Consider the following 26,856-nt stretch of genomic DNA (forward strand, 5'->3'; position numbering starts at 1 on the left):
ATGGAACTTGTCAGTCAGCATGCAAAAAAGATAATGGAGGGTTGCAAGGAGAGGGCGCGTGATGTAGGGCTCACCTTTCAGGATGAGAGCCTGGAGTATATTGTCACCAACCGGGATATGCTTGAGTTGGGGCCTAAAAACATGATTCCAACCCTTTACGATTACTGGGTTCAGGACGTGGAGGTGTTAAAGGAGCAGGGTCGTTACGAACTCTACCCGAACAATCCGTATGAGACGGTTATCAATACCAGGCCGCCCATCTCATTTTATAACGATAACAATCCCGACTGGCTGAACGTGATGATCTTTTATCACGTGATTGGTCACATCGATTTCTTCCAGAATAATCTCTACTTCCGGCATACCTGGGAATATGACTTTGCAGCTAAGGCGCTTTCGGATAAGCGATTGATCGCTAAGATGCGTTCTGAAAAGGGCCGCTGGGTTGATTATATAATCGAGTTTTCCCGGGCGGTGGACAACCTTGTCGGCTATTTCAACTTACTCAGTGAATTCAGCCGGGAAAACACTCCGCCAATGACCCTGCTCGATTTCTATTTCGATGTCTTTTTGCAGCAGCAGGAAAAACAGACCGTCACCGGTTATGTAAAGGAGATTGAGAGATATAACGAAAGCATCCGTGAGGATCCTGAAAAAGGGGAAAAACTATTCCTTGATGATGCCAAGAGCAAATTTACCGAGCTGGAAACGTTGTATGAAAAGCATAAGAAAGAAAAAGACAACAGTGGTAAATTCGATATTCTCCAGTTTCTGGTTGAAAACTCCGAGTTCCTCAACCAGAAGGAAAATATCTGGATGAAATCGGTGATTGAAGTGATCCGTTCCACCTCGCTTTATTTTCAGCCACAGATACGCACCAAGATTCTTAACGAGGGGTGGGCCAGCTATTGGCACGAGGAACTTTTCCTGCGTGATGACAGAATCCGAGGGCACGAGGTTGAATTCGGTGTAGTAAATGCCAAGGTTACGTCTATGCCGAGGGTGGGACTGAACCCGTATGCACTTGGCATGCGGCTATTTTCCTACCTTGAAGACCAGGCAGACAAGGGGCGCTTCTCACTTGATTTTGAGCGCCAGCTCGACTCCCACATTCGCCGTAAATATGACACGAAAAGCATGAAAGGCAGGGACTTTATCTTCTATGTGCGCGAGAATTTTGCCGACTCCCGCTTTGTTCACTCCTTTATCGATCAGGATTTTGTCGATCTGCACAAGCTTTTTGTGGCGGGTAAAAAGCTCAATAAGGAGCGTATGACCTGGCAGTATTACGTGAAGAGCCGTAAGGCGGAGGATTATGTAGAAATGGTAGCAAACTCCCTCTATCATCCACCGTCTGTGACGATTCATGTCAATGATGCGGGAACCTTGATTCTCAATCATGTTTTTGAAAATAAGCCGCTGGTGCGCGATTTTGTCGACGGAGCCCTCATGGGGCTTGAGTACCTGTGGGGAGCACCTGTCTGTCTTTACACCACTGAACAGGTGCCAAGTAAACCGGACGGTATGGCCATGGGTGATGTGAAGCCGGAAAAAGATGAAGTGCAGTTCGTGTGGAAACGTTTTCGATACACCATGAAGGAAAGAAAGCTCTCCCGGGAACTCGTGGAATAACGCAGGGATTAATACTATGCAAGAACTGACCAATGCGTTGAATAACCTCAAGGATCACAAGGGCAGCTGGGTGAGGCGTCCGGTGATTTCTTTTTCCGATTTTCTCTGTAAGGTGTTGGAGAACCCAGAGTGGAATATACGTAACGTATACCAGGTGTATGTGGACATGATCAACACCTTCGTCTGTGAAGGGGAGGACGAATATGTTGATGATCCTGAATCGATAAAGTATTTGCATTACAATTGCAGCGCGCTTTTTGCCAAAGGTTCGGACCGTCCGTTTTTTGCCGACCGGTTATTTGCAAACAGGTTGATGCGTCATGTGGATTCCGTCGCAGTTGGGGCTCAGCAGAACAAGATTTATATTTTTGAGGGTCCTCACGGCAGCGGTAAGTCAACGTTTTTAAACAACCTGCTCCGGAAGTTTGAAGAATATACCAATACCCCGGAGGGGGCCCGTTACGAGGTTGTCTGGAGATTGCCCCGGGATAGTTTTGACCGTGACAACCAGGGACTTTCCGACATTGCCCAGAAACTGGCCCAGCTTCTGGAGGGCGAAGGCCAGGTCAGGCCTCAGGCGGGATTAGGGAAAAAGGGTCAAAAGGAGGGGGCTGAGCTCGACTATTTTGAGGTTCCCTGCCCCAGTCATGATAATCCGTTGCTGATGATCCCCAAAGAGGTGCGTCGCCGGTTCCTCGACGACCTGTTTGCCAACGACGATAGTTTTAAATGGAAACTGTCGGCGGAAAAACAGTATGACTGGCTCTTCCGGGACGAGCCGTGCACCATCTGTACCACCATCTACCAGGGATTGATGAAAAAATACCAGAATACGGGAATGGTGATGGACTGTGTTTTTGCCAGACCCTTTGCCATTACCCGCAGACTCGGTGAGGGGATTTCCGTCTTTAATCCAGGTGACAAGCCGCTCAGGCATAATGTGGTTCATAATGAGGTGGTCCAGAGATACCTCAATCAGCTGTTTGAGGGTATGCAGCAGGTGCGCTACCTTTATTCAAATTTTGCGCGGACAAACAATGGGATCTATGCCTTGATGGATATCAAGGCCCACAACACCGAAAGGTTGATGGACCTGCACAATATTATCAGTGACGGCGTTCACAAGGTGGAGGATATTGAAGAGGGTGTAGAGTCGCTCTTTTTTGCCCTGATGAACCCGGAAGACCGCAAGGTGGTGACTGATCTGCAGGCCTTTTCCGACAGGATTGAATATATCAAAATTCCATATATTCTCGACCTGAAAACGGAGGTGGAGATCTACCGGGAGGTTTTCGGCAGTCATATCAATGAGAACTTCCTGCCAAGGGTTTTGCATAATTTTGCCAGGGTCATTATTGCTACCAGGCTGCGTATCGAATCGGAGGCTATGCTGGAATGGATAGGTGACCCTGCAAAATACAACCTGTATTGCGATAAGCACCTGCAACTGTTGAAAATGGAGATCTTTACCGGTCATATCCCCAAATGGCTGGAGTCTGAGGATGTGGAGAGCTTTACTGCCAAAAGACGCAAAAGAATTATCGGCGAATCGGAAAAAGATGGATGGCAGGGCCTTTCGGGCCGTGATTCCATCCGGATGTTTAATGAATTTTTTACCACCTACGGTAATGAGGAAAAGCTGATTGACATGTCGATGCTCGGCCGGTTTTTCAGGAAATTCTGCAAAGAGGATAAGAAGTTTCTGCCCATGGGCTTCCTCGACTCCCTTTTGCGCATGTACAACTACACTGTTTTGCAGGAAGTGAAGGAATGCCTCTATTATTATAATGAAGAGCAGATTTCAAAGGAAATTCAGAATTACATGTTCGGGGTCAATTTCGATATTGGCACAAAGGAAACCTGCAGGTTTACAGGTGATGTCCTCGATATATCAGAAGAAATGCTCCGAAGAGTGGAGGTGAGATTGCTGGTTTCGGAAGAGGATGCCAAACAGTTCCGTGAAAATGTCCAGAAGACCTATACTACAACCACCCTTACCCAGGAAATATTACGAGACGAGCATGACATAACCGAAACAGCCCTCTATTCACATCTGTATGAGCGATATGTACATAACTTAAAAGAGAAGGTGCTTGAACCTTTCCTGCAGAATGAAAACTTCCGGATGGCGATACGGGATTATGATACGGAGAATTTTAAGACCTATGATCCCAAAATCCAGGAGGATGTTATTTTCATGATAACAAACCTGCAGAAAAATTACGGGTATTCAAGCCAGGGGGCCAGGGAAATCTGCATCTATGTAGTGGACAACGATCTGGCGAAGAAGTTTTCAGGCCAGGAGTTCAAACAGGGCGTCGTATCTACCGGTGGTGGGGAGGGGTAATTATACTTCAGACCATTGGGGGCAATCCAGGGCGCACCTGATATGACTGCAGATGAGATCGCTAAATCCTGGTAACTCACCAAGCCCCTTATCGAGACAGCGAACCTCCAACCCTTCTTTTTCAAGGCGCGTTTTCCACGAGTCGATCCCATCTCCCATCATGTCCCGTCTGTAATGGAGCCCGGTAACCAGAAAAAGCGGGATCATATATACTTTCTGAAACCCCCTGTCCTTTATCTTCTTTTCAAGTCCCCTGGTGTCAGGATAATGTTCAACCGTGCCGACAAAGAGGCGCGACCCGAAGCAGGTCTGGAGTAGGTGTTCAAGAGCAGTATAGACCGGCCAGGTTGGATGTGAAGTACCATGCCCGACAACCAGGATGGCCTGATCTGCCTCTTTCTTTACAATCGGTGCCAGCATGGTCATAAGGGCCAGGTAATCGTCGGGACTGGTGAGGATCGGATTGCCCACGGTGCAGATGTCATGATTTTTTCGAAGGGTTTGGAAGAGGGTGTGAAAATCACTCCCGCTAAAGAGATGCAGTGATTGCACAATTATCCTTCGGTGGTTTTCTTTTCGGAGTTCTTCGATGATCTCAAGTGGGTGGTTGATTGTCTCTCCCGTTTTCTCCTTTATCTTTTTCTGCAGGACTCCGGAAGTGAAACCCCAGTAAATATCATGGGTCGGAAATTGATCTTTTACGCCAGACTCTATCAGGTTGTAAGTGGTTCGTGCCGTTGAGCTTGTGCCAAAGGCGGTGAGAATAATCGGTGGAATCATAATGCTCAGTTACGTTGAGGTTAGTGAAGGTTAGAATATAAACAGCAAGATTGCTTTTATCTACTCTAATAATATTCTGATTTCTGTCGCCAGAGGATTTTGGAAAAATGCTCCTGCTATTTGTAAGCTGGCTTAAATGATGATATGATGTTGACAGTCTGTGGCCAATAGTATAGAGATTAACTAATAAATGAGATTCTTAATCTCTTACATGACCAGTTATCGGGGTACCCGGAGAGAGCCCCCCGCTGGTCAGCAATGCCAATCGAGAGGAGGGATTACAATGATTAAAAAATTTTCAGTTGTTGCACTCGCCGGATTATTCGCGCTGCCATCTTTTGCAGCGGCAAGTGGCGGACCGAACGTGCAGGACCTGGAGCGGAAAATCGAGGAGCTCAGCAGGCAGCTCGATGATCTGAAGGCCGCAATGGCAGAGCAGGGCGAGATGAACGAGGCCCAGAGCGATCTACTGGATGACCTTGATGAGCGTTCCGACGAATGGGACCTGGCGGCACGAATCAAGTTCTACGGAGATTTCCGTTCACGTCTTGATTACTACAACGCAGATACGGTGTTTGGCAGGGATCTTGAGAATGATTATCTCTGGACCAACCGGTTCCGCTTGAACATGCGGGTGAAAGCTACCGAAAATGTAGAATTTAAGGGTCGCTTCGCTATGTACAAGACCTGGGGTAACCAGTCCGGTTTCAACGATGACTCGGGCGCAATGTGGCCGGTGTTCGACGGCAATGTGAGCCGTACACCAGCGGGTTCAAGTGCGCTCTATGTCGACAGGGCTTTTGTTAACTGGAACAATATCGCTGGCCTGCCGATGTGGTTTTCCATTGGTCGCAGACCCACGACTGACGGCTCACCATCTGAGCTACGACTTGGGGAAGACAACAGACTGGCTACTCCCATGGCGTTCATGAACTGGCCGTTTGATGGGTTAACACTCGGGTACGGTTGGAATTGGGGACCTGAGGTTATGGGTACCAGTAAGCTCCGTTTCTGTTATGGCCGGGGTTTTGAAGCCGGCTTGCAGGAAGAAGAGATGGGATCCATTGATGATATGGATTTCGCCGGGTTCAGCTGGGATATCATGAAGAAAGATGATCGTTTTCTCTATGCCCAGTCTTTCATGGCATTTAACGTCATTAACTATCCGAACTTCCAGGATCCGATCATTGACCAGGGTTTTGGTGAGATGAGTGGTATGGGAGAGAGGAAAAACCTCGGTAATATCTGGCACAACTCGGTTGTGTATCAGTCCAAGGTGGCCGGCTTGAATTACTTCCTGTCAGCAGGGCATTCCCAGACTCAGCCTGATGCGGATGGTATGTTCAATAATTTTGCCGCCATGGGTGCGGGCCTTGAGGGGCCGAATACCGATGATGAAAATGGTTACTCTTTCTACGCCGGTGTTCGCTATGACCTCGATGATGCCGGGATGAAATTCGGTGCGGAATTTAACTACGGCTCCCAGTACTGGGTCGCCATGTCACCAGGTCACGACGAGATTTACCAGGCCAAGCTGGGAACACGTGGTCAGGTTTATGAGATTTACATGATCTATGACCTGCCTACCGGTGAAGCTATCTCTAAGTACGCCAAAACCTTTGTACGGCTGGGTTACCAGCATTACGAGTACGACTATGCCGGTTCTAACGACTGGAATATGTATCCTTACGATCTTGGGGACCAGACAGACCTTATGTACCTCCAGGCGATGGGTGCGGATTCGGTTGAGAGCGCCGATCAGGTATACCTGACATTTGAGGCGTATTTCTAATACTTCCATAAGCTGAATCAATCTGAAAGGGGAGTGCTCTGTTAGAGTACTCCCCTTTTTCTTTTTTCTTGCCGGGTAGTTGTTGTATATCTTATTCTTTAGGTTGGTTCCTATACCATGTCGCCAAGTGTCGAGATGATATGGTATTGAAATTATAGAACATCAATTACCGAACATGATCACCCGTGCTGCGGATAGGTTTTTGGGGTACAGGGGGGGGGGCATCAGGTTGCTTAATTATTGTAAGAGTACAAGGGTATGAATTTTCATAAAAAAGGATGGGTGTCGTCGCCTGCTATATCAGATATCGTTGTTCTTGGCAAATTATGTCGTTATGGTTTTTTTACCCGGCATGGCGGGGTGAGCAGCGGCATTTATGAATCCCTTAATTTCGGGTTTGATAGTGGAGATGAGGAGCATGCTGTTCTGGAAAACCGGGAAATTGTAAAAGAGAAGCTGGGCCTGGATACCTTGCTTTTGGCCAGGCAGGTTCACGGTAAAAAAGTATATACGCTTGATACTCCTCTTTCAGGTGACACTCAGGTCGATGGGTACGACAGTCTGGTAACAAACCGGAAGGGTGTTGGACTCGTTATCCAGAACGCGGATTGTCAGGCGATACTGTTCTATGATCCAGGCAAACAGGTCATTGGGGCGGCGCATAGCGGCTGGCGGGGGAGTGTGGCGAATATTGCAGCAGAGACTGTATCTACAATGGAAAAGGAATATGGTACGAATCCCGCCGATCTCAAGGTGGTAGTCAGTCCTTCCCTGGGTCCATGTTGTGCGGAGTTTGTGAATTATCCAAAAGAGTTCCCTGCGGAATTTCAGCAGTTTATAGTAGCAGAAAACTATTTCGATTTCTGGCAGGTAACCCGGCACCAGGTGCAGGAATGTGGAGTTAAACGAGCCAATATTTTAATTTCAGGGATTTGCACCAGCTGTTCAGGGGATTATTTTTCCTACAGGCGGGCCTGCCGTGAAGGAGACGGACGTACTGGTCGAAATTGTTCTGTTATTACATTGGATTAAGTTCTTTATTCGATCATGAAAGTACTCGTAATTGAAGATGATATCAAAATAGCCGGCTTTATCAGCAGGGCGCTGGAAGCGGAAAATTTTACTGTTGATACAGCTCATGATGGTCCCGCTGGCTTGGAGCTGGGATGTCGTGGTGTATATGATGCAGCGATAGTGGATATTATGCTTCCGGAAATGGACGGTTTGGAAGTTATCGAGCGTCTTCGGCAGATAGGTGTGCAGACACCGGTTCTTATTCTGAGTGCTAAGCAGTCTGTAGACGACCGTATCCAGGGGTTACAACGGGGCGGAGACGATTATCTGGTCAAGCCGTTTTCCATGAGTGAGCTGCTGGCGCGCATACAGGCCCTGATCCGGAGGGACCGGAAATCGATACAGCCTACAGTGCTGAAAAAATACGATCTGGAAATGGACCTCCTCAAACATATAGTAACCCGGAGCGGTAAAAAGCTGGATCTTCCGGCCAAGGAGTATGCGTTACTGGAACTGATGATGCGCAACCCTGGGACCGTACTCTCCAAGACGACTATCCTGGAAAAAGTGTATGAGTACAATTTTGATCCCCAGACCAATGTTGTTGATGTGCTGGTTTTTCGCCTTCGTAATAAAGTTGACAAGGACTTTGACACCAAATTGATTCACACCGTGAGGGGGATGGGCTATGTCCTCAAGGATTCGGGCTGACTCACTATTGGCCAGGCTGAGAACGGCCTGGCCATATTTCTGCCTTTTATGGCTGCCGTTTCTGGTTATGGGAGTGCTCCTCAACTGGGTGATTCGGGATAGACTCGCGGCTGAAGAATTGCGCGAAGTCGAGCGCTTGCTGGACGGTTATCTGGAGACAAATCTCTCATCCCGAGTACAGTTTGATGTGGGCGATCAAAGACGCATTGAGGGGCTGAACGGGCTGGCATTCATCCGTTTGAGCAACAAAGATAACCGGCTGCTTTTGACCAGTGAACCTGTTTCTCCACACCACTTCAATGAACTTCTTCATCTTGACTCACACTTTTCCGGTCCATGGCTGACCCTGCCGGGTCTCGAAGGCGCAGGATTTTGGGCGGTTATAAGCAGAGAGATTGGTACGGGGGCTGTTGTGCAGGCGGGGAGGCAGAGTAGTGAGTCGTATGGTCTGTATCGAACTATACGAACTATATCTATCGGTGCGTTCATTATCTTTTTGGGTCTGGCCTGGATTGTTTCTTTCCTGATTGCCGGCAGGCAGGGGATGCCACTTATTTGCCTGCGCAGGGAGCTTGAGCGTCTGCTGGATGAAGGTTGGAGCCAACTCCGGCATGAGGATTGGCACAGTCCTGAGCAAGAACAGCTTTACCGGCAGGTTAATTCCCTGATCCTGCACAACAAGAGACTGATTGACGAGATGCAGGCGTCTCTGGATAATGTGGCCCATGACCTGCGGACCCCTCTCACCAGGTTGCGTTCCGTTGCCGAATTCGGTCTTCAGGAGGACAGCGATCCCGAAAGGTTACGCGAGTCTCTGCTGGATTGTCTTGAGGAATCGGAGCGGCTACTCGCCATGTTGAAGATAATGATGAGTGTGGCTGAGGCTGAATCCGGTACCATGCGCCTTGAGCAGCAGAAGGTGGATGTGGCGGAATCACTGGCGGAAATGGTTGAACTATACGGCTACGTGGCGGAGGATAAAAATGTTGATGTCACCCTGGAGGCAGAAAGCGATTTATATATCGATGCGGATCGTACCAGAATCTCCCAGGTCTGGGCCAACTTGCTTGACAATGCGATCAAATATGGCCGGGATGGGGGATTTGTGAAGGTGAATGCAAAGGGGGGAGAGGATACTGTTGAGGTCACATTTTGCGACGATGGCATGGGGATTTCCGTAAATGAGCAGCCGCGGATCTGGGAGCGGTTGTATCGTGGGGACCGTAGCCGATCCCAGCAGGGGCTCGGGCTGGGGTTGAACTTTGTGAAAGCGGTGGTGGAAGCTCACCACGGAGCGGTCAGTGTTGAGAGTGAGCTCCACAAGGGGAGCTGCTTTACGGTAGAACTTCCCCGGCTGGCTTCAGCAGTCACGCCCGCAGGGTGAAAATAGAGTTTGAGCGTAAGCTGTCTCTCGCGGTGCAAACCGCCACCCGATAAAAAAAACAGATTATATTTTTTACCTCCTTGATATTAGGCCATATGTTTGATGAACAGTAGGTTTTTCATGAGTTGTTGGGGCTAATAGAGAAATCGCAGACCAGGGGAGAGTGGTCGGAAAGTCGCACATCCGGGATATAGAAATTATTGATCCTGATACGGGGACTGTGCAGGATGAAGTCGATTTCACGAGACGGACGGTGACTGGGATGGGACGGCATATTGGTGACGTTGGCGCTTTTGAGGTTAGACGCGGCAAGAAACAACTTGATCTCCCGTTTGCCGAAAAAGGTATTGAAATCACCAGCTACAATCACTTCCTTTTTGGTCTTCTTGACAAGTGTGTGCAGGTATTCGAGCTGGTGTTGGCGATGGCGGTATTTCAGGGAAAGATGGACAAGAAATATAACTGCCTCATCGAGTTCTGTCTTGATGATGAGGCGCTTGACGCCCTCTTCAAAATAGTGGAAGGTGTGGTCGTGAATTTTTGCCTTCGAGAGCAGGGCGTTTGATTGCTGGTTAAGGACCGGTACCTTGACAGCCAGCGATTTTTCACTGTATTTGGTTGCCACCACATAGTTGTATCCCATGTTTTCGGCGATCGATCGTGCCTGACAGTCATTACCGCATCGATAAGATCCCGAATCTACCTCGATCAGTGCGACGATGTCCGGATCGATTGAGCGAATAAAATTGATAATTCGTTGCAGGTTCACTTCCGATTTTCTAAAAAAACCCATGAAAGGCACGGGTAAATGGTAGCCATTGAGATGACCTGTGGCATAACGTATGTTATAGAGTAGCATTCGCATAATATCGGGGCTGTCGCAGACGGTTATTAATGATGTACTTGTAGTCTATATGTAATCATTCCGTGTGGTCCAGACAAAAGAACAATCAGAGAAATATATTTTCAGATAGAGGAAGGAAGCGATAAATGACTGTAATTAATATCGGAACCCGGAAAAGCAAACTGGCAATGTGGCAGACAAATACAGTGGCGTCCTTTTTGGAAAAGGCTGGCATGCAGACCCGGATCAGCTCTATGGAGACTATCGGTGACAAGGTGCTCAATACGTCTATTGCCAAGATAGGCAGCAAGGGGGTCTTTACAGAGGAACTCGAAGAACAACTTGCCTCAGGGGCTACCGATATTGCTGTGCACAGTGCAAAGGATATGCAATCTGTTCTGCCCGAGGGGTTCGAGCTCATTGCCTTTACCGAAAGGGAGAAGGTCAATGATGTACTGGTAAGCAGGGACAAGACCATTGATGTCGATGATACCACCCGAAAGTTGAAAATAGGTACCTCTTCGGTGAGACGGGTCGCACTGCTTCGCCATTTTTATCCCCATGTGGAAGCGGTAGAGATGCGCGGCAATCTGCAGACCAGGATTAAAAAGATGGAGGACGGTGCCTGCGATGCCCTCATGCTCGCCTATGCAGGGGTGAAGCGGATGGAATATGAGGATATGATCGTCAAGGTCTTTTCCGAGACCGAATTCGTTCCGCCCGTAGGGCAGGGATGTATCGCCATTGAGGCAGCAACTTCACTTGCTCCCGAAAAAAGGCAACAGATCCGGGACTGTCTCAATAACACGGAAAGCGAAGCCTGCCTGGTTGCAGAGCGTGCCTACCTGAAACAGCTTGAAGGTGGTTGCTCAATTCCCGCTTTTGGCCTTGCAAAGCTTGAAGGTGATGTGCTCACCTTGCAGGTCGGGCTCGTCAGCCTTGATGGTCAGACTATGCTCCGCCGGGAATTACAGGGGACGGTGGCTGAGTCAGAGCAACTTGGTATAAAGGGTGGTACAGAGATTCTTGAAAGCGGTGGTAGGGAAATGCTGGCTGAGATACGTCGGGAGCAAGGATAGTTGAAGTTTTCATCCTGAAACCGTTCTGTCAGGAGCTGCGCCGGTATTTGCTCTTTTTCACCCAGGCGGACGACGAATAGTTGGCTGTATTGACTGAGCCGGTGTTTTTCCAGAACTGGGTGCGGTTGAACATGTATTCCGGTTGGTATCCTGTTTGCAGTTTAGCAATCGGGAACGACCGCATCCTCTTAAGTCTTTTTTTTCTGGTTGCTTCAAGTAGAAATGTTTGGTTCTTTTTCAAAAGAACAACCCAGGCGTGTCCCGATCCCTTGTAATTGCCAATTACCACCCGCGCATCATGTCCCATGTCGATAAGCCAGTCTGCCAAGGCAATGGCGTGGTCCTCGCAATCCCCTCTGTTGAACGTATATGCCTCGCGGCTATTCTGCCACACCTCTTCCTTCCCTTTTGAAAAGACGTGGTCCAGTTGGTATTTTTTCTTTTGTGCCAGTGTTTGCCAGGGGATGAAAATATTATTTGTCGAAAAGGGGCTGTATCCAACCAGGTAGCTGTTGACCAGGTGATGCCGGTCGTCCATGCCCGGTGCCGATGCGGTGATATCCTTTATCTTCCTCCAGTTGTAAAAGATAACCCCGTTTAACCCTTTGGCACTTTGCAGCAAAGAGTTAACCGATCTTTGGCTGATCCACTTTCTTGCTTCAATAACATAAACCCGCTTGCTGCTGCTTCCTCCTACTTGCGTTGCTGATTTGCCATACGTCTTCCTGTCAGGGGTGAGGTAGAGGGCAAGAGGTTCATTTATCTGCTGCTCAGTTGGGAGTGAATATATACCGGCTGCGGTAAGCAGGAGGATAGGGACAGCCAGCAAATACTTCATCCCTTAAACCCGAAGGTAACGATGATCGCCACAAAGAGCAGGATGGTAGATGAAAATATGGCGACGGCAATGTTGCCTTTTTTCATTTCTTCTTCGATACTGATGTTGGGTAGTAGTCTCTTGTCGACAATGATCAGCGCAAACAGGCTTACCAGCAGGGCTACAAACGTGTAGATAAGGTTTATGCCCAGGTTCATCAAGGTTACGGATAAGAATTCGAATTCCATTATTTCACCTTCTTTGTTGAAATGTCAGATAATTACAGGAGGAGCATTGTAATCTCTAGTCAGCACAATTGGCAATATACATTTTCATTTCAGACCTATTGCGGTGATGGTCTTGTAATGTGTTGATTGTAATTGTTTTCCGTTGAGATTATTGTTTTTGTGTTTCGATCACCTGTGTGGTATTAGAGGGTGCAAGACCTGAAAAATCAATATGTTATGTTTCTTGCCGGTTTTGCATGATGTGTGACGTGTCTTTCCGCTTGTTTTAAAATGTTTGCAAATGTTAACATTTGTGCATACAATGAAATTAAAGGCAATCGTGGAGGTGCGACATGAAAAAAGTACAGATCGGGGCACGGGTCTCCGAGGCAGATGCCGAATTTATAAATCTGCTGGAAATTAACGGGGCTCATTCCCCAAGTGATAAGCTGAGGGCCATTATACAGGAAGCGCGGCAGCGAAGAGAGTATAGTCAGGATTTCTCCGGAGCTTACAGGATGATGACAGAGCAGTTAGGACCTGCAGGTGAGGTGTTGCGAAATGCAGAGTTCAAAACGGGCCGTCATTCTGTGTTGCTGGCTCGTATCCTTGAGTGGATGCCGGAGTTTTATGCGTATTGTATTTCACCACCAGATGGCGATGAGGAGATGTCGCCTGAGGAGTTGAAAAAGTATGAAAAAGGGGCTGTTGACAGGATTGTAAGACTGTTTGAATCGTTACTGCACCTGGAGTTATCAAGTCAGGAAACAAGTTACACGCCTGATGTTTTTCGTAAATACATTGGTGATCTGGAAAAGCTGATACTAATCATTACTACGGATTCCAAGTAACAGGAGGGAGAGATCATGAAGGAAAAAATCACTGGCAGGGTCGGACGGATTATATCAGGCACCTTTCATGCCTTGATGGATGCAGTGGAAAATGCAGCTCCGGAAGTGGTAATGGAACAGGCTCTGAGAGAAATTGATGATGCAGTAGAGGAGGTGCGTTCGGAACTTGGTAAGGTCATTGCAAATAAACATCTCGCAAACTCAAGGCTTTTGCAAGTGAACCAGAAGTGTGAAGACCTGGCAGAGAAGATCGATCTTGCGGTAAATGAAGAACGGGATGACCTTGCAGAAGTGGCGATTTCGCAGCAGCTCGATATCGAGGCCCAGATTCCGGTACTCGAAGCCCAGATAAGCGACCTGAGCAGCGAAGAAAAAGAGTTGGAGAGCTATATTGCCGCACTGCACGGTAAAAAAAGGGAGATGAAAGAGGAGTTACGTCTTTTTAAGGCCAGCCGTAAAGAATTCTCTACAAGCAGTAATGGTACTCCCGCTGGTACGGGAGGCGGTGTGGAATCAAAGGTGAGTCGGGCTGAGTCAGCTTTTGAACGAGTCCTTGAAAATACGTCTGGTTTGTCGGGGAGTGGGGCACCGGTCGACAGGGCTAATGCGGCGGCCATGAATGAACTTGAGGATCTGGCCCGGAAGAACAGGGTTCAGGAGCGGTTGGCAGCCATCAAGAATAAGAGAGGTAACGGTTGATGGTTGAGTATTTCCTTTCTCCAGGCAATACACCATTTACGGTCGCCCTCGGTTTGATGGTGGTTATGACTGTTATCGAGATTATTTCGGCCAGTCTGGGGATGGGGCTATCGGAGATGGTCGACTCGTTTTTGCCTGAACTTGATGCAGATGTCGATGTCGACATGGATATGGATGGCCTTGATGGCGTCGACGGCGGTTCCGCACCTGGCTCTCTGGTCCAGCTCCTGGCCTGGTTCCGGGTAGGCGAAGTACCGGTGGTCATGCTGTTTATTGTTTTTTTGACCGGATTTGGTATGAGCGGCCTGGCGGTACAGTACCTTATGCATCAAATTGTTGGTTTTGGTTTGCCGACCGTTGTGGCTGTGGTAATCGCGCTTGCGGCTTCGGCCCCTACCGTACGTTTTTGTGGAGGTCTGCTTGGCAAATATATGCCGCAGGACGAAACCTATGCAGTCTCTGAGAAAAGTTTCCAGGGTATGGTTGCAACTCTGACTCTGGGCACGGCTAAGGCGGGAAAACCGGCACAGGCAAAGCTTCGCGATAAACACGGCCAGACGCATTACATCATGGTAGAACCGGATAACCCGGCGGAGAGCTTTGAGCAGGGAGAAAAAACGATCATTGTCGATCAGGCCGGCGCCATTTACAAGGTTATTGATGCTTCGGGTTCCGCAATGACCGATGAGAGGTGATTGCAGCGGCCCGTTGTGGTTTCATTTATGAACTGATTTTACCGAAAGGGGGATGTACCTGTGGAGAATTTAATTTTCATTATGATTAATGTGGGCATAATTCTGGTTGCCCTGCTTGCCCTTGGTTTTGTCCTGGCAAGATTGTATAAGCGTTCGTCCAAGGAGGTTTCTTTTGTGCGGACTGGTTTTCGGGGCCAAAAGGTAATCATGAATGGTGGGGCCATCGTGTTGCCTGTTCTCCACGAGATAATACCGGTCAACATGAACACCTTGCGGCTGGAGGTGAAGAGGGAGAACCAGCAAGCCCTTATTACCCGTGACAGGATGCGTGTTGATGTGGCCGCAGAGTTTTATGTGCGGGTTAAACCGACTGAGGAATCGATTGCCAACGCCGCCCAGACGCTCGGTTTAAAAACCATGGCTCCAGAAGAATTGAAAAATCTGGTTGAAGGTAAGTTCGTCGACTCACTTCGTGCAGTGGCTGCAGAGATGGCTATGGAGGAATTACACGAACAGCGGGTCGAGTTTGTTACCAAAGTACAGGCGGCTGTTTCTGAAGACCTGTTGAAGAACGGACTGGAACTCGAATCCGTATCGCTGACCGGTATGGACCAGACGAGTAAGGATTACTTTAATCCGGATAACGCTTTTGATGCGGAAGGCCTCACCAAGCTGACCAATGAAATTGAGGAACGAAGGAAAATCCGCAACGATATTGAGATGGACACCCAGGTGGCTATTGAGAACAAAAATCTTGAAGCCAAACGTAAGCAGCTCGATATAGCCAAGGAAAAAGAGTATGCCGAGCTCCAGCAGGAAAGGGAACTGGAGATCCGCAGGGCTAATCAGGCAACTGAGATTGCACAGGAAAAAGCGCTTAAGCAGCAGCAAGCCGAGCAGGCCAAGATCGAAGCCGAAAAACTTGTGCAGCAATCCAGAATTGCAGCAGATCAGACCGTGGAAACGGACAATATCGCCAAAGAGCAGATCGTTAAGGAAAAGGATATTTCCAAGAACAAGGCGATTGAAACGGCCAAAATCGAGCAGATGAAGACTATTGAACTGGCCGATCAGGGCAAGGCCATTGCAATTGCAGAAAAATCGAAAGAAAAATCACTTTCAGAGGCGGAGGCGGACAAGGCACGAGCAAATGCAGTACGAGAGGCAGAGCGAGTCATTACTGTCCAGGAAACTGAGCGAGCGGAGAGGGCCAAGGCCGTAGAATTAGTCGAGGCAGCACAGAAGGCTGAAAAAGACGCTATTGCCATAAAGGTTGCAGCTGAAGCTGAAAAAATCGCGGCAGAAGATCAGGCGGAAGCGGTCAAGACCATTGCTAATGCGGAAGCCGAAAAATGTCAAATTGAGGCTCGTGGTGAGGCGGAAGCGGAGAAGATGAAGGCTCAAGCCGCTGAGGTGAAATATAAGGTTGATGCGGATGGTGAAAAAGCCTTGAACGCCGCTCGTAATACCCTGTCACCTGAGCAGATTTCCATGCAGGTCAGGATGGAACTCATGAAGGTGCTCCCGGCTATCATCAGGGAAAGTGTCAAACCCATGGAGCAGATTGATGGTATCAAGATAATCCAGGTTGATGGTTTGACAGGTCAGTCTGCCGGTGCGGCTGGTGAAGGTGGTGCTGTAAAAGAAGGGAGTTTAAGTGACCAATTGGTTAATTCAGCCCTCAAATACCGTGGGCAGGCGCCTCTTGTCGACTCACTGCTGTCTGATATCGGACTTAAAGGAGGAGATATTAACGGGTTGACGGACCTGTTGAAGGGGAATGAAGGACAGGAATGAGCTGACTGTAATGTTCAGGAAAAAAAGCCTCCGGAAAATCCGGGGGCTTTTTTTTTGCACTTCGCATCGATTCGGTTCCTGATGCCAGGGAGGGTTGTACCCCGTTGAGGAAAAGTGTTGCTATCATACATGAATCATGTTAACAGCTGTTAACATGGAAGGGACAAAAGAAAAAATAGTCGCTGCAGCTTGTGATATTTACCTGATTGAAGGATATAAGGGCATGAGTATGCGCAAGGTCGCGAGTCGGACGGATATATCACCAACCGCGATCTATCGCCATTTCGCCAACAAGGAGGCGTTGCATCAACAGGTTCTGCGGGAAGGGTTCAGTACTTTTGACTCGTACCTGCAGGGTGCGCTCGTAGGCACAAGCCCGATGGAGAGGCTTGATCTTGCAGCCACTCAGTTTTTTAACTTCGCGGTTGAGCAGGCAAAATATTACGAGATACTGTTTCTAACCATGGACCACACCGTGGAGCATAAGGTGAAGGGAGCATTAAAAAGGGATGCGATGCAAAGCCGGAAATTCATGGTCGAGCGGGTCATGGAGTGCATGAAGGATGGCAGCATGAAACAGGACGACCCGGAAGAGGTTGCTTTGCAGTTACTCTCAACCTGTAATGGATTTTTCGGGTTGTATGTGTCCAAGAAGGTTTCCGGTTCCAGGGCAGAGATGAAAGCTAGATATGATCGCATGTACAGGCGATTGCTGGCAGGTTTATGTGTTTAAGTACGGTGGTGTGAGCAAAAAAAATTTGCCCCGTAAGTTAACAGCTGTTAACAAATGGCATTACAGAAATGGAGGTGGCTATGCTACTAAACAGTGGTGATCAAACAGCATCTGTGTCAACCGGTAAGAAAAGCGTTCAGGAAGCGACTCGTGAGCTTCTTCTCAACCCCAAAACGGTTTCCTATGACAGGTTGGATTCAGAGTCACGGGAGCTGGTGAAAAAGACTATTGGCTTTTTTGAGAACAAGGGAAAAGAAAAATTACTCGAAGATGATCATGACCGGGTCTGGTATGCTGACTTTCTCGAATTCTCGAAAAATGAAGGCCTCTTCGCCACCTTCCTGACACCGGAAAAATATGGGAACGGACCTTGTCGTTGGGATACATTCAGGAATTGCGCCATAAACGAGGTACTGGGTTTTTACGGTCTTAGTTACTGGTATACCTGGCAGGTCACCATCCTGGGGCTGGGGCCGATCTGGATGAGCGACAACGAAGAGGTGAAACAAAAAACTGCAGAACTGTTGCAGGAAGGGGAGATTTTTGCTTTCGGTCTTTCCGAGAAAGAACATGGTGCCGATATCTATGCCAGCGATATGGACCTCGTGCGCCAGGACGACGGCACTTATGTGGCTAACGGCAGCAAGTACTATATCGGCAATGCTAATGAAGCGGCCTATGTTTCGACCTTTGGCAAGTTTGAAGATTCAGGCGAGTATGTTTTTTTCGTTGCTGAATCGCAACACCCGCAGTACGAGCTGGTCAAGAATGTGATCAACTCGCAGAACTATGTGGCGGAGTATAAACTCAACGATTACCCAATCGAAGAGAAACATATCCTGGCTAAAGGTCGTGATGCCTGGGATATGGCCCTGAATACGATTAATGTGGGAAAATTCAATCTTGGCTGGGCATCGATTGGTATCTGTACCCATGCCTACTACGAGGCACTCAACCATGCCTCCAGCCGCTACCTGTTTGATCATTATGTGACAGATTTTGTCCATGTGCGCCAACTGTTTATAGATGCGTATGCCCGACTTGCCGCGATGAAGCTTTTCGCTCGGCGGGCAGTCGACTATATGCGCTCAGCTGGTCCTGAAGATCGGCGTTACTTACTTTTTACACCTATGGTGAAGATGAAGGTGACCACCCAGGGAGAAGAAGTCATGAATGCTCTCTGGGACGTGATTGCAGCCAAGGGTTTTGAAAAAGATATGTATTTTGAGATGGCTGTCAGGGATATCAGGGCATTACCAAAACTTGAGGGAACGGTCCATGTGAATATGGCGCTAATCATCAAGTTTATGGCGAACTACTTTTTCAAACCTGGCAAATATAATGATCCACCGATAATGGATACCGGTATTAACGACGATTTTCTGTTCAGGCAGGGGGCGACCAAAGGACTCGGTAAAACCCGTTTCCATGATTATCAGCAGGTCTATCGGTCGAGCACTCTGCCCAATGTGGTTGTTTTCCGCAAACAAATCAGGTTGCTCAAGATGTTGCTCGTTTTTGGTAAGCCGAATAAAGAACAGGCCAAGGATTTCGATTTACTGCTGAATATTGGCGAGCTGTTTACCCTGGTGGTTTATGGCCAGCTTATTCTCGAAAACGCAAAACTGCTCAATATAGACGAGCAGGTGATCGATCAGATTTTCGAGGTTATGGTCCGGGATTTCTCGAAGTTTGCTCTGCAACTCTACACCAAGGGCAGTGCGACTTTTCTGCAACAGAAAATATGCAAGCGAATGGTTAAGCGCCCGGTTGTCGATAGGAAACGGCATGAGTATATCTGGGAGACCTATGTGCAGTGCATGAAGGATCAGTACGAGATGAATCCATAATTTCTTTTTTCCGATCCGGCCTGTGAACAATTCAGGGCCGGGTTGGACGGTTGTCCTCGCTGTGCTCAATAGATGGAGTAGACTCCCTCATCCACCATGACCTGTTTTCTTCTTCGTCCGGCTACTTTTTATTTTATATTCTGGAAAGATATCCATGCTTGATATAGAATTGAAATGTGTGAAAAGAGGTTGATTTTATGAGATATAAGCTCTCTGTTCCAAACCGTGGAGGAGTATTCATTAATGGGCAAGGAATTTCAACATTATATTTTCCGGCTGTTCATGCTCACCGCAGTATGTGCAGCTTTACTTGCAGCCAGTCCGGTTTCTGCCGAACATAACAGGAAAGTCCTGGTATTGCACTCCTACCACAAGGGGCTCGGCTGGACTGATTCCATTACAGAGGGCATTGAGGCTGGGATGAGCCGGAGCGAAGAACCGGTTGAAATTCATTATGAGTATATGGACACCAAAAGGGTGTTTGATGATACTCACCTTGAAAACCTCGCTCGTCTTTTAAGCCATAAATATAAAAATATTGATTTTACAGGCATCGTCTCCTCCGATGATCACGCCTTTCGGTTCCTGTTGTCGCATCATCAGGAAATATTTCCGGAGACTCCGATAGTCTTTTGCGGGGTAAATGGTTTCAGGCCTGAAATGATTGAGGGCAACCCATGGTTTACCGGGGTGATAGAGGCCCTGAGCTTCGTAGAAACCCTGGAAGCCGCACTGCGTATCGAACCGCATATTAAGACAGTGTATGGTGTTGTGGACGATACGGTAACCGGCAGGAGCAACAAGAAGTCGCTGCTGGATGCCATGAAGCAATTTCAGGGCCGGCTGGAGGTTAAATTCCTGGAAAACAGGACTATGGAGGAAATGAAATCTGTCACTGCCGAATTGCCGGAAGACAGTGTTTTGGTCTATCTGAGTTTTACCACCGATTCTGCAGGACAGAAATTTTCACTGGAGGAGGGGGCGGATAGTATCACCATGACAGCGAACAGGCCGATGTACAGTTTCTGGGATTTTCATCTTGGTCATGGAATAATCGGCGGCAGGTTGACACACGGTTATACTCAAGGGGAGACTGCGGCGGGTCTTCTCCTGCGTACTCTGAAGGGGGAGGCACCTGGTGATATCCCCGTGATACGTGAGAGCCCCAATCAATATATTTTCGATCACGTCGTGATGGCACGATTTGGCATAGATGCAGATAGAGTTCCAGAAAACTCGATGGTTCTGAATCTACCTGTATCCTTTCTGGAGCAGAACAGGGAGTTGATCCAAAAGTTTGGAATCGTAGTATTTTGTCTTGTATTGGTCATTGTTGTTCTCAGCTATAATTTCGTAAAACTCCGTCTGGCGGACGAATCCGTGAGAAGGAGTGAGGAGCGATTCAGGGAGATTACGGAGCTTTTGCCGGAAACAATTTTTGAAGTCAATATAGACAGGGAATTGGTCTTTATCAATAAAAGCGGTAAGGAGCAATTCCAGATCGAAGAGGGAGAAGTGGAGCGGGGTTTCAAGTTCTACAGTCTTTTCGCGGCAAAAGAGCATGAACGTCTGGATCAGCGCTTCAAACAATTTATGGATGGGAAGACACTCGGGCTTCAGGAATACATCGGGGTGCGCGGTAACGGTGAGGAGTTCCCCCTGATAGCCCGTTCGGTACCGACTATTCGTGACGGCAAGGTTGTCGGAATCCGCGGTTTGCTGATGGACATGAGTGAGAAAAATCAGCTTGAAGAGCAGATACGCAATGCCCAGCGAATGGAATCCATAGGTACCCTGGCTGGAGGTATCGCGCACGATTTCAATAACCTGCTGATGGGCATTCAGGGGCGGGCATCCCTTGCTTTGACCGATACAACATCAAGTGTGCCCGTGCGGGAACACCTCGAGGGTATTGAGGAATATGTTCGGAGTGCCTCCAATCTTACGAAACAGTTGCTGGGGTTTGCCAGATCCGGCACATATGACCTTAAACCAACAGATATCAACCGGTTGATCAGCAATTCCTCGCAGATGTTCGGGCGCACAAGAAAAGAATTGCAAATGCTCACCCGGTTAGAGCCGGATGTGTGGGCGTTGGAGGTAGACCGAAGCCAGATTGAGCAGGTCCTCCTTAATCTCTACATTAACTCCTGGCAGGCCATGTCCGGCAACGGCACCATAACCGTAAAAACGGAAAATGTCGTTGTTGACGAGAGTGAGGGGGAAATCCTCTCTGTGCGTGGGGGGCCTTACGTGAGGATAACGGTGACGGATACGGGCAACGGGATTAACAGGGAGGTTAAAGAACACATCTTCGAACCGTTTTTCTCAACCAAGGAGCGGGGACGGGGAACTGGGCTGGGATTGGCCTCAGCCTACGGTATCATCAAGAATCATAAAGGTTCTATCTATGTGGTTTCGGAAGAGGGGGAAGGTGCCTCTTTCCAGATCCACTTACCGGCCAGAATGGTTCATATTGAAGAGGAAGCGGAAGCAGATGAGCGTCTGATCACCGGTGAAGGGAGGCTGTTGCTGGTCGATGACGAACAGATGGTGCTTGATGTATCGGAAGGGTTGCTCAGCCAACTCGGGTACACCGTTTACACCGCAAGTAACGGCGGTGAGGCGCTTCGGATCTTCGAAGAGCACAAGGGCGAGATATGTCTGGTGGTACTGGACATGATTATGCCCGGTATGAGCGGGGAGGAGACCTTCCATCGGTTACGGGAGATAGATCCTGACGTCAGGGTGCTGCTCAGTTCGGGATACAGCGCGGACGGCAGGGCGGCATCCCTTATCGGCGAAGGATGCAACGGGTTTATCCAGAAGCCTTTTGACCTGCAGACATTGTCCAGGAAGGTTCGTGAGGTTCTCGATGAGGTGTGTTGAGTAGGCAACATCTTCTTGCAGGCCGTTCAGTGTCCCTTGCCGATGACTAAAAAATAGCATGGGGCGAAAATATGGTTTCGTTCTATTTATCAGGAATTACTTCCATACTCATCTCAAGGTTAAAAGTGCCAGTCGGCCGGTATTAGTAACTCACAAAAAAAGAAAACAGAGAAACTAATATCATCGAAATGATCTGCAGTTATGTCATATAAGCCTTCCACTAGTGTATACCATTAACACAGAAGCTCTGCTGCATGTATAAAAGTTTAGGAACAATTGCTGGCAGCAGTGTAACGAGAAAAGTTACTTCCCTTTTATAACGTGTTCTCCTTTCAATAATTCATTGTCTACTTTAACGGGATTGATACCGTAAAAATCCCATGGCTAAGTCCTCAATTTCTGTGAATGAGATGTGGTCGAGTTTCGATATTTGGCAGTGAATTCCTGTTGTTCAAGTAAGCTTATGCGATTTTGCTAGTAAAGGCAGCATGCTTACAATGTAATGGAGTGATGTGTCATGTATGTCATGTAAAAACATAAAAATATTGATCATTATTGTGTTGAAAGTTTTATCTATGTAATAGATAAGTAACATCCTGTTGGTACTATCTGAATTTTGGAGAAGGTTTTCCAGGTTTATGATGACGATCTGGTTTAAGCGTTGCAACTGATCAATTTTACCTGACGATATAAATGAATACTCCTATTTCTCTGTCTGATGACAAACTTCTGTCTTGTCAGGCAGAAATGTTAGCATGCTTCACATATCTTCTGAGGTCGCTTGACCGTGCTGAAAGTGCTACTGAACTGAAAAACCATTTAAGGGCAGTTGGTCCGTTAGATCGTAAAGAAGTTTTGCAGGAAGTTATTCAGGCCAGTCGTTCACTAGGTATTCAGACAAAATTTAATAGCCCTCAAGGAGATATCTGGAAGGAGGTTGTACCAAAATTACCTGTTTTGGTAGAGTATAAAACCGGCGAACTGGGAATATTGACGAGCATAGCTGGTGCTGAGGAACTGCCTCAACGTGTGGCAATTCAATTGGCAGATGATGATGGTGAGTTACATGCAGAGGAAGTTTCACCATCTCATTTTCTGGAAAAGTGGACCGGCGGAATATTATGGCTTGAGCAGGTGAATACAGCCCTGATCTGTTTTTCCCTCGTAGCAAGGGAACATAAACTTGAGCTGACGAAAGAGCGGCTCAGTCACGATTATAATTTAGGGAAAAAGGAGATTCCTAAGGATACCTTGCTTAGAATGGGTAAGGATGCCGGGTTGAAGGGTCGGTTTCTTTTTCTTGATTGGGAAAAACTCATCGATCTTGGTAAGGCTTATCCTGCAATAGCTAAACTTAAGAGTGGGCGGCATGTTGTGGTTGTGGGCGCTGTCGGAGGAGGAGCTTCTGCAGAGGAGGCCTCACTTGCGGTTTATGATCCACTGCAGGGCGCCAACGGAGGTCACCTGAGATTGAGTCGACATGAGTTCGAGGCTCTTTGGAGTGGAGACCTTTATGTTTTTAAGAGGATCTATAAACTGACGGATGAAACACAGCCGTTTAGCTTACGATGGTTTATCCCGGAGATACTCAAGCAAAAAGTAGCATTTATCGATATTGCCCTGGCGGTCCTCTTTATTAATGCCATTGCTCTCATCACTCCGATTTTCTTCCAGATTGTTATTGATAAGGTGTTGGTGAACCAGGCTTTTACAACCCTGCACGTACTCGGGATTGGCATGACGTTTATGCTTCTAGTTAACGCCTGTCTCGATTTTCTCCGTGATTTTATCTTGCTTCACGCCACGAACAAAATCGATCTTCGTGTGACCGGCAGAACGTTTCGACATATGTTGAATCTCCCTCTCGATTTTTTTGAGAGGGTTACTGCAGGAGTGTTGACCAAACACATGCAGCAGACTGCCAATATTAGAGGTTTTCTAACTGGTAGTGTCTTCCTGACAATGCTGGAAGCAACCTCACTTTTTGTCTTTCTACCATTTCTTTTTTTTTACAGCTTTAAACTCACCGGCTTGGTTCTTGTTTTCACGCTCATGATTGCAGCAGTTATTCTTTTGTTGATCTCTCCTTTTAAAAGACGGCTGAATGCCCTTTATGATGCGGAAGGAAATCGGCAGGCAATGCTTGTTGAGACTATAAACGGTATGCCGACAGTAAAAGCAATGGCTATCGAGCCATTGTTACGCAATCAGTGGGAAGAAAAGGTCGCCCGTGCAATCAGTATGCAGTTTCGGGTTGGCAAGATTTCGATAACGGCAAAATCCCTGACACAGTTTTTAGAGCGATTGATGACCATTACCCTGATCTGGATTGGGGCCAGTCAGGTTTTCAGTGGGGCGATGTCTGTGGGCGCGTTGATCGCTTTTCAGATGTTGGCGGGTCGTGTTACCAGCCCCCTGGTACGCTTGGTCGGGTTGATTCATCAATACCAGGAGGCGGCACTCTCTGTTGAGAAACTTGGGGTTGTGATGAATGCAAAAACAGAGTGGGGAGCAGATCGTCACGGCGCCCGACCGTCGTTGCGCGGTGATATTGTCCTGGATAGGGTGCGGTTTCGATATGGGCCGGATCTTCCCGATGTTTTAAAAGAGATTACCCTTACTATTCCTGCTGGAACTACTTTGGGAATAGTCGGTCCCAGTGGTTCGGGAAAAACCACTCTTACCCGTATGCTTCAAAAGGCGTATTTCCCAAGTACCGGGACGATACGGATAAATAATTGCTACCTCAATGAGCTGGATACTGCACACCTTCGTCGCAACCTTGGTGTGGTATTGCAGGAGAGCTTTCTCTTCAGGGCCAGTGTAGCAGACAATATTAGGGCTGGACAGGCGGGGGCAACCAGACAGCAGATTATTGAGGCGGCTATCCTGGCCGGAGCAGATGAATTTGTGGTCAACCTCCCACAAGGCTATGACACCTTACTGGAGGAAGGGGCAAGCAATCTCTCTGGTGGTCAGCGGCAGCGGTTGGCAATAGCACGTGCATTATTGACATCACCTGAAATCATGATCCTGGATGAGGCGACCAGCTCACTAGACCCGGAAAGTGAACGGATTGTGAGGGACAATCTGGCCGAAATTGCAAAAGGACGCACAGTCCTCATGGTCTCACACCGATTGTCGATGATATGTGGGGCTGACAATATCCTCGTTTTGCAAGGTGGTGAGGTGGTTGGTTATGGCAACCATACTGATTTATTAGAATCATGTGAATTGTACAAGACCCTCTGGCAGCAGCAGATGGAGCTCAATTAATCGATTGTGGCTGGCGACAGAATGAAAAAAAAGAAAGTAGACAATCAAAAGGATGTACTCGAATTTCAACCCGATGCGGTGGAGATTGAAGAACGCCCTGTTCCGGGTGCGATACGTTGGGTTTTGTATGTGATTCTCTTTTCACTCGTTGCCGTTGTGGTCGGAGCTGTTATTTTTAAAGTTGACCGTATCGTGGTGACAGAAGGCAGTCTTATAACTACCTCCCCGACTATAACCGTTCAGCCCTTGAATACTGCTGCGGTGCGCTCCATAGAGGTACGGGTTGGCGATCTGGTTGAGAAAGGACAGATTCTGGCGACATTAGATTCTACATTTGCCAGTGCTGATCTGAGCCAATTGGAGAAGCGTCGTCTCACACTTGATACGCAAGTGCGGCGGATCAGGGCAGAGCTTGAGCACAATAGCTTTAAAGCCAAGCCCGCAGAGGGTGATGATGGGCGATTGCAGGAGCAACTCTTTCAGCAACGGGAAGTTATATTTGACAGGAACAAACAACTCAATAATGAAAAAGTTGCGGGTCTTGAATCGCGACTCACCTTGAACAAGGTGCAACGTGAAGGCCTGGACCAACAACTTAAACTCTTGCGAGATGTAGAAGGAACCACAGCAAAGCTGCCGCAAACTGGCTCTGATTACCGTCTGCGACTCCTGGATGCCCAGAAAAACAGACATCAGGCCGCCAATGAGAGTAAACGTCTGGCGGCGGAAGAAGAAGTAATCTCTCATGAGTTGAAGCAGGCTAAATCAGAATGGCAGCGATTTGTTGAGGAGCGTTCCGGCGAGTTGATGGAACAGGAAGTCCAGATCCGGACGGAGCTGGACAAAATAATCGAGGAGATTCACAAGGCAGAAAGACTCCATGAATTAGTCTCTTTAAGAGCGCCACAGGATGGGATTGTCCTTCATGTGGCGGAGCGATCTGTTGGATCAATCATCCAACAGGCAGAACCGCTTATCACCCTCGTGCCGGCGAACAGTACAATCGAGGTTGAGGTGAATGTTCAGCCCAAGGATATCGCGCGTATCCGTACCGGTGATTCGGTTCGGGTCAAATTGGACGCATTTCCATTTCAACGTCATGATACGTTGCCAGGTGAGGTGCGGGTTATCAGCGAGGATTCTTTTGAGTTCCGGGGCCAGCAGGAGATTAAAGATGCTGAAGGAGCAGAAAGTTCGCCCAGTGCATTTTATCGGGCTCGAGTTCGCTTGCTTTCAAATGAATTGCGGAATGTTCCAGATGGTTTTCGGTTGATGCCGGGAATGAGGGTTCGGGCGGAGATTAAGGTTGGTACGCGCTCAGTCATCTCGTATTTTCTTTATCCGATTATTCGGGCATTCGATGAGAGTCTGCGTGAGCCGTAATGGCGCGCTTAATTAAAAAGAATTTCATATCACCATATAACATAATTTGTTGACTT

Annotated in this window: 20 protein-coding genes; 16 read left to right on the forward strand and 4 right to left on the reverse strand. The window is 47.9% G+C overall.

Annotation, left to right across the window (positions count from 1 at the left end):
* Positions 1-1,632 carry a SpoVR family protein gene (locus tag GA520_RS25445; RefSeq protein WP_163336211.1) on the forward strand — a complete coding sequence of 544 codons (1,632 nt, stop codon included), beginning with the start codon at positions 1-3 and terminating at the stop codon, positions 1,630-1,632.
* Between the two features lie 16 nt (positions 1,633-1,648).
* Complete coding sequence (locus GA520_RS25450) at positions 1,649-3,979, forward strand: serine protein kinase PrkA (RefSeq protein ID WP_163336212.1); 2,331 nt, start codon at positions 1,649-1,651, stop codon at positions 3,977-3,979.
* On the opposite strand, the gene GA520_RS25455 is transcribed toward GA520_RS25450, so the two are convergent.
* Positions 3,980-4,759: a sirohydrochlorin cobaltochelatase gene (locus tag GA520_RS25455; protein WP_163336213.1), complete on the reverse strand. Its 780-nt coding sequence runs from the start codon at positions 4,757-4,759 to the stop codon at positions 3,980-3,982.
* 283 nt (positions 4,760-5,042) lie between these two features.
* Here GA520_RS25455 and GA520_RS25460 point away from each other — a divergent pair, with 283 nt between their 5' ends.
* The 4 genes from GA520_RS25460 (at position 5,043) to GA520_RS25475 (ending at position 9,660) form a co-directional block, all read left to right on the forward strand.
* Positions 5,043-6,551 (forward strand): DUF3373 family protein, encoded by a 1,509-nt coding sequence (locus GA520_RS25460; RefSeq protein WP_163336214.1) that lies wholly within the window; start codon positions 5,043-5,045, stop codon positions 6,549-6,551.
* Between the two features lie 258 nt (positions 6,552-6,809).
* The gene (pgeF, locus tag GA520_RS25465) at positions 6,810-7,583 is read left to right on the forward strand and encodes a peptidoglycan editing factor PgeF (protein WP_163336215.1); all 774 of its coding nucleotides are present in this window, start codon (positions 6,810-6,812) and stop codon (positions 7,581-7,583) included.
* A gap of 15 nt (positions 7,584-7,598) precedes the next feature.
* Positions 7,599-8,276, forward strand: coding sequence for a response regulator transcription factor (locus tag GA520_RS25470; RefSeq protein ID WP_163336216.1), 678 nt, complete (start codon positions 7,599-7,601; stop codon positions 8,274-8,276).
* On the forward strand, positions 8,254-9,660 hold the full coding sequence (locus GA520_RS25475) for a cell wall metabolism sensor histidine kinase WalK (RefSeq protein WP_163336217.1): 1,407 nt from the start codon (positions 8,254-8,256) through the stop codon (positions 9,658-9,660). Before GA520_RS25470 ends, GA520_RS25475 begins: the two co-directional genes overlap by 23 nt.
* Before the next feature lie 118 nt (positions 9,661-9,778).
* Here the strand turns inward: GA520_RS25475 and GA520_RS25480 are convergent, their stop codons facing one another.
* Positions 9,779-10,519 carry an endonuclease/exonuclease/phosphatase family protein gene (locus tag GA520_RS25480; protein ID WP_240910042.1) on the reverse strand — a complete coding sequence of 247 codons (741 nt, stop codon included), beginning with the start codon at positions 10,517-10,519 and terminating at the stop codon, positions 9,779-9,781.
* Positions 10,520-10,650: 131 nt separating this feature from the next.
* On the opposite strand from GA520_RS25480, the gene hemC reads away from it, so the two are divergent.
* Positions 10,651-11,583 (forward strand): hydroxymethylbilane synthase, encoded by a 933-nt coding sequence (hemC, locus tag GA520_RS25485; protein WP_163336219.1) that lies wholly within the window; start codon positions 10,651-10,653, stop codon positions 11,581-11,583.
* 28 nt (positions 11,584-11,611) lie between these two features.
* Here the strand turns inward: hemC and GA520_RS25490 are convergent, their stop codons facing one another.
* Both GA520_RS25490 and GA520_RS25495 read right to left on the reverse strand, forming a co-directional pair.
* Positions 11,612-12,421, reverse strand: a complete 810-nt coding sequence (locus tag GA520_RS25490; protein ID WP_163336220.1) for a transglutaminase domain-containing protein — start codon at positions 12,419-12,421, stop codon at positions 11,612-11,614.
* Positions 12,418-12,648, reverse strand: a complete 231-nt coding sequence (locus GA520_RS25495) for a DUF350 domain-containing protein (RefSeq protein WP_163336221.1) — start codon at positions 12,646-12,648, stop codon at positions 12,418-12,420. The genes GA520_RS25490 and GA520_RS25495 overlap by 4 nt, the downstream gene beginning before the upstream one ends.
* 332 nt (positions 12,649-12,980) lie before the next feature.
* Between GA520_RS25495 and GA520_RS25500 the strand changes: the two genes are divergently transcribed.
* The 9 genes from GA520_RS25500 to GA520_RS25540 all read left to right on the forward strand — a co-directional run bounded on the left by GA520_RS25500 (position 12,981) and on the right by GA520_RS25540 (position 26,800).
* Positions 12,981-13,478, forward strand: coding sequence for a hypothetical protein (locus GA520_RS25500; protein WP_163336222.1), 498 nt, complete (start codon positions 12,981-12,983; stop codon positions 13,476-13,478).
* A gap of 15 nt (positions 13,479-13,493) precedes the next feature.
* Complete coding sequence (locus GA520_RS25505) at positions 13,494-14,177, forward strand: PspA/IM30 family protein (protein WP_163336223.1); 684 nt, start codon at positions 13,494-13,496, stop codon at positions 14,175-14,177.
* The gene (locus GA520_RS25510; protein WP_163336224.1) at positions 14,177-14,872 is read left to right on the forward strand and encodes a YqiJ family protein; all 696 of its coding nucleotides are present in this window, start codon (positions 14,177-14,179) and stop codon (positions 14,870-14,872) included. Before GA520_RS25505 ends, GA520_RS25510 begins: the two co-directional genes overlap by 1 nt.
* A gap of 81 nt (positions 14,873-14,953) precedes the next feature.
* Complete coding sequence (locus tag GA520_RS25515; protein ID WP_163336520.1) at positions 14,954-16,669, forward strand: flotillin family protein; 1,716 nt, start codon at positions 14,954-14,956, stop codon at positions 16,667-16,669.
* A gap of 154 nt (positions 16,670-16,823) precedes the next feature.
* A complete protein-coding gene (locus GA520_RS25520; protein WP_163336225.1) occupies positions 16,824-17,402 on the forward strand; it encodes a TetR/AcrR family transcriptional regulator in 579 nt (192 codons plus the stop codon).
* Positions 17,403-17,482: 80 nt separating this feature from the next.
* Positions 17,483-19,252, forward strand: a complete 1,770-nt coding sequence (locus GA520_RS25525) for an acyl-CoA dehydrogenase (protein ID WP_163336226.1) — start codon at positions 17,483-17,485, stop codon at positions 19,250-19,252.
* Between the two features lie 243 nt (positions 19,253-19,495).
* A complete protein-coding gene (locus GA520_RS25530) occupies positions 19,496-22,141 on the forward strand; it encodes an ATP-binding protein (RefSeq protein WP_163336227.1) in 2,646 nt (881 codons plus the stop codon).
* Positions 22,142-22,888: 747 nt separating this feature from the next.
* Entirely contained in the window at positions 22,889-25,417 is a 2,529-nt protein-coding gene (locus GA520_RS25535; RefSeq protein ID WP_163336228.1) for a peptidase domain-containing ABC transporter, read from the forward strand.
* 21 nt (positions 25,418-25,438) lie between these two features.
* Positions 25,439-26,800: an HlyD family type I secretion periplasmic adaptor subunit gene (locus tag GA520_RS25540; RefSeq protein ID WP_163336229.1), complete on the forward strand. Its 1,362-nt coding sequence runs from the start codon at positions 25,439-25,441 to the stop codon at positions 26,798-26,800.
* Positions 26,801-26,856 lie beyond the last annotated feature (56 nt).

The organism is Desulfopila sp. IMCC35008, assembly GCF_010646885.2.
Taxonomy (GTDB): domain Bacteria; phylum Desulfobacterota; class Desulfobulbia; order Desulfobulbales; family Desulfocapsaceae; genus Desulfopila.

Coding starts and splice junctions, on each gene's coding strand:
- GA520_RS25510 (WP_163336224.1), top strand. CDS start 14,177: ATGGTTGAGTATTTCCTTTCTCCAGGCAATACACCATTTACGGTCGCC.
- GA520_RS25460 (WP_163336214.1), top strand. CDS start 5,043: ATGATTAAAAAATTTTCAGTTGTTGCACTCGCCGGATTATTCGCGCTG.
- GA520_RS25535 (WP_163336228.1), top strand. CDS start 22,889: ATGTTAGCATGCTTCACATATCTTCTGAGGTCGCTTGACCGTGCTGAA.
- GA520_RS25495 (WP_163336221.1), bottom strand. CDS start 12,648: ATGGAATTCGAATTCTTATCCGTAACCTTGATGAACCTGGGCATAAAC.
- GA520_RS25530 (WP_163336227.1), top strand. CDS start 19,496: ATGGGCAAGGAATTTCAACATTATATTTTCCGGCTGTTCATGCTCACC.
- GA520_RS25490 (WP_163336220.1), bottom strand. CDS start 12,421: ATGAAGTATTTGCTGGCTGTCCCTATCCTCCTGCTTACCGCAGCCGGT.
- GA520_RS25475 (WP_163336217.1), top strand. CDS start 8,254: ATGTCCTCAAGGATTCGGGCTGACTCACTATTGGCCAGGCTGAGAACG.
- GA520_RS25525 (WP_163336226.1), top strand. CDS start 17,483: ATGCTACTAAACAGTGGTGATCAAACAGCATCTGTGTCAACCGGTAAG.
- GA520_RS25500 (WP_163336222.1), top strand. CDS start 12,981: ATGAAAAAAGTACAGATCGGGGCACGGGTCTCCGAGGCAGATGCCGAA.
- GA520_RS25445 (WP_163336211.1), top strand. CDS start 1: ATGGAACTTGTCAGTCAGCATGCAAAAAAGATAATGGAGGGTTGCAAG.
- GA520_RS25470 (WP_163336216.1), top strand. CDS start 7,599: ATGAAAGTACTCGTAATTGAAGATGATATCAAAATAGCCGGCTTTATC.
- hemC (WP_163336219.1), top strand. CDS start 10,651: ATGACTGTAATTAATATCGGAACCCGGAAAAGCAAACTGGCAATGTGG.
- GA520_RS25450 (WP_163336212.1), top strand. CDS start 1,649: ATGCAAGAACTGACCAATGCGTTGAATAACCTCAAGGATCACAAGGGC.
- GA520_RS25455 (WP_163336213.1), bottom strand. CDS start 4,759: ATGATTCCACCGATTATTCTCACCGCCTTTGGCACAAGCTCAACGGCA.
- GA520_RS25515 (WP_163336520.1), top strand. CDS start 14,954: ATGATTAATGTGGGCATAATTCTGGTTGCCCTGCTTGCCCTTGGTTTT.
- pgeF (WP_163336215.1), top strand. CDS start 6,810: ATGAATTTTCATAAAAAAGGATGGGTGTCGTCGCCTGCTATATCAGAT.
- GA520_RS25480 (WP_240910042.1), bottom strand. CDS start 10,519: ATGCTACTCTATAACATACGTTATGCCACAGGTCATCTCAATGGCTAC.
- GA520_RS25505 (WP_163336223.1), top strand. CDS start 13,494: ATGAAGGAAAAAATCACTGGCAGGGTCGGACGGATTATATCAGGCACC.
- GA520_RS25520 (WP_163336225.1), top strand. CDS start 16,824: ATGGAAGGGACAAAAGAAAAAATAGTCGCTGCAGCTTGTGATATTTAC.
- GA520_RS25540 (WP_163336229.1), top strand. CDS start 25,439: ATGAAAAAAAAGAAAGTAGACAATCAAAAGGATGTACTCGAATTTCAA.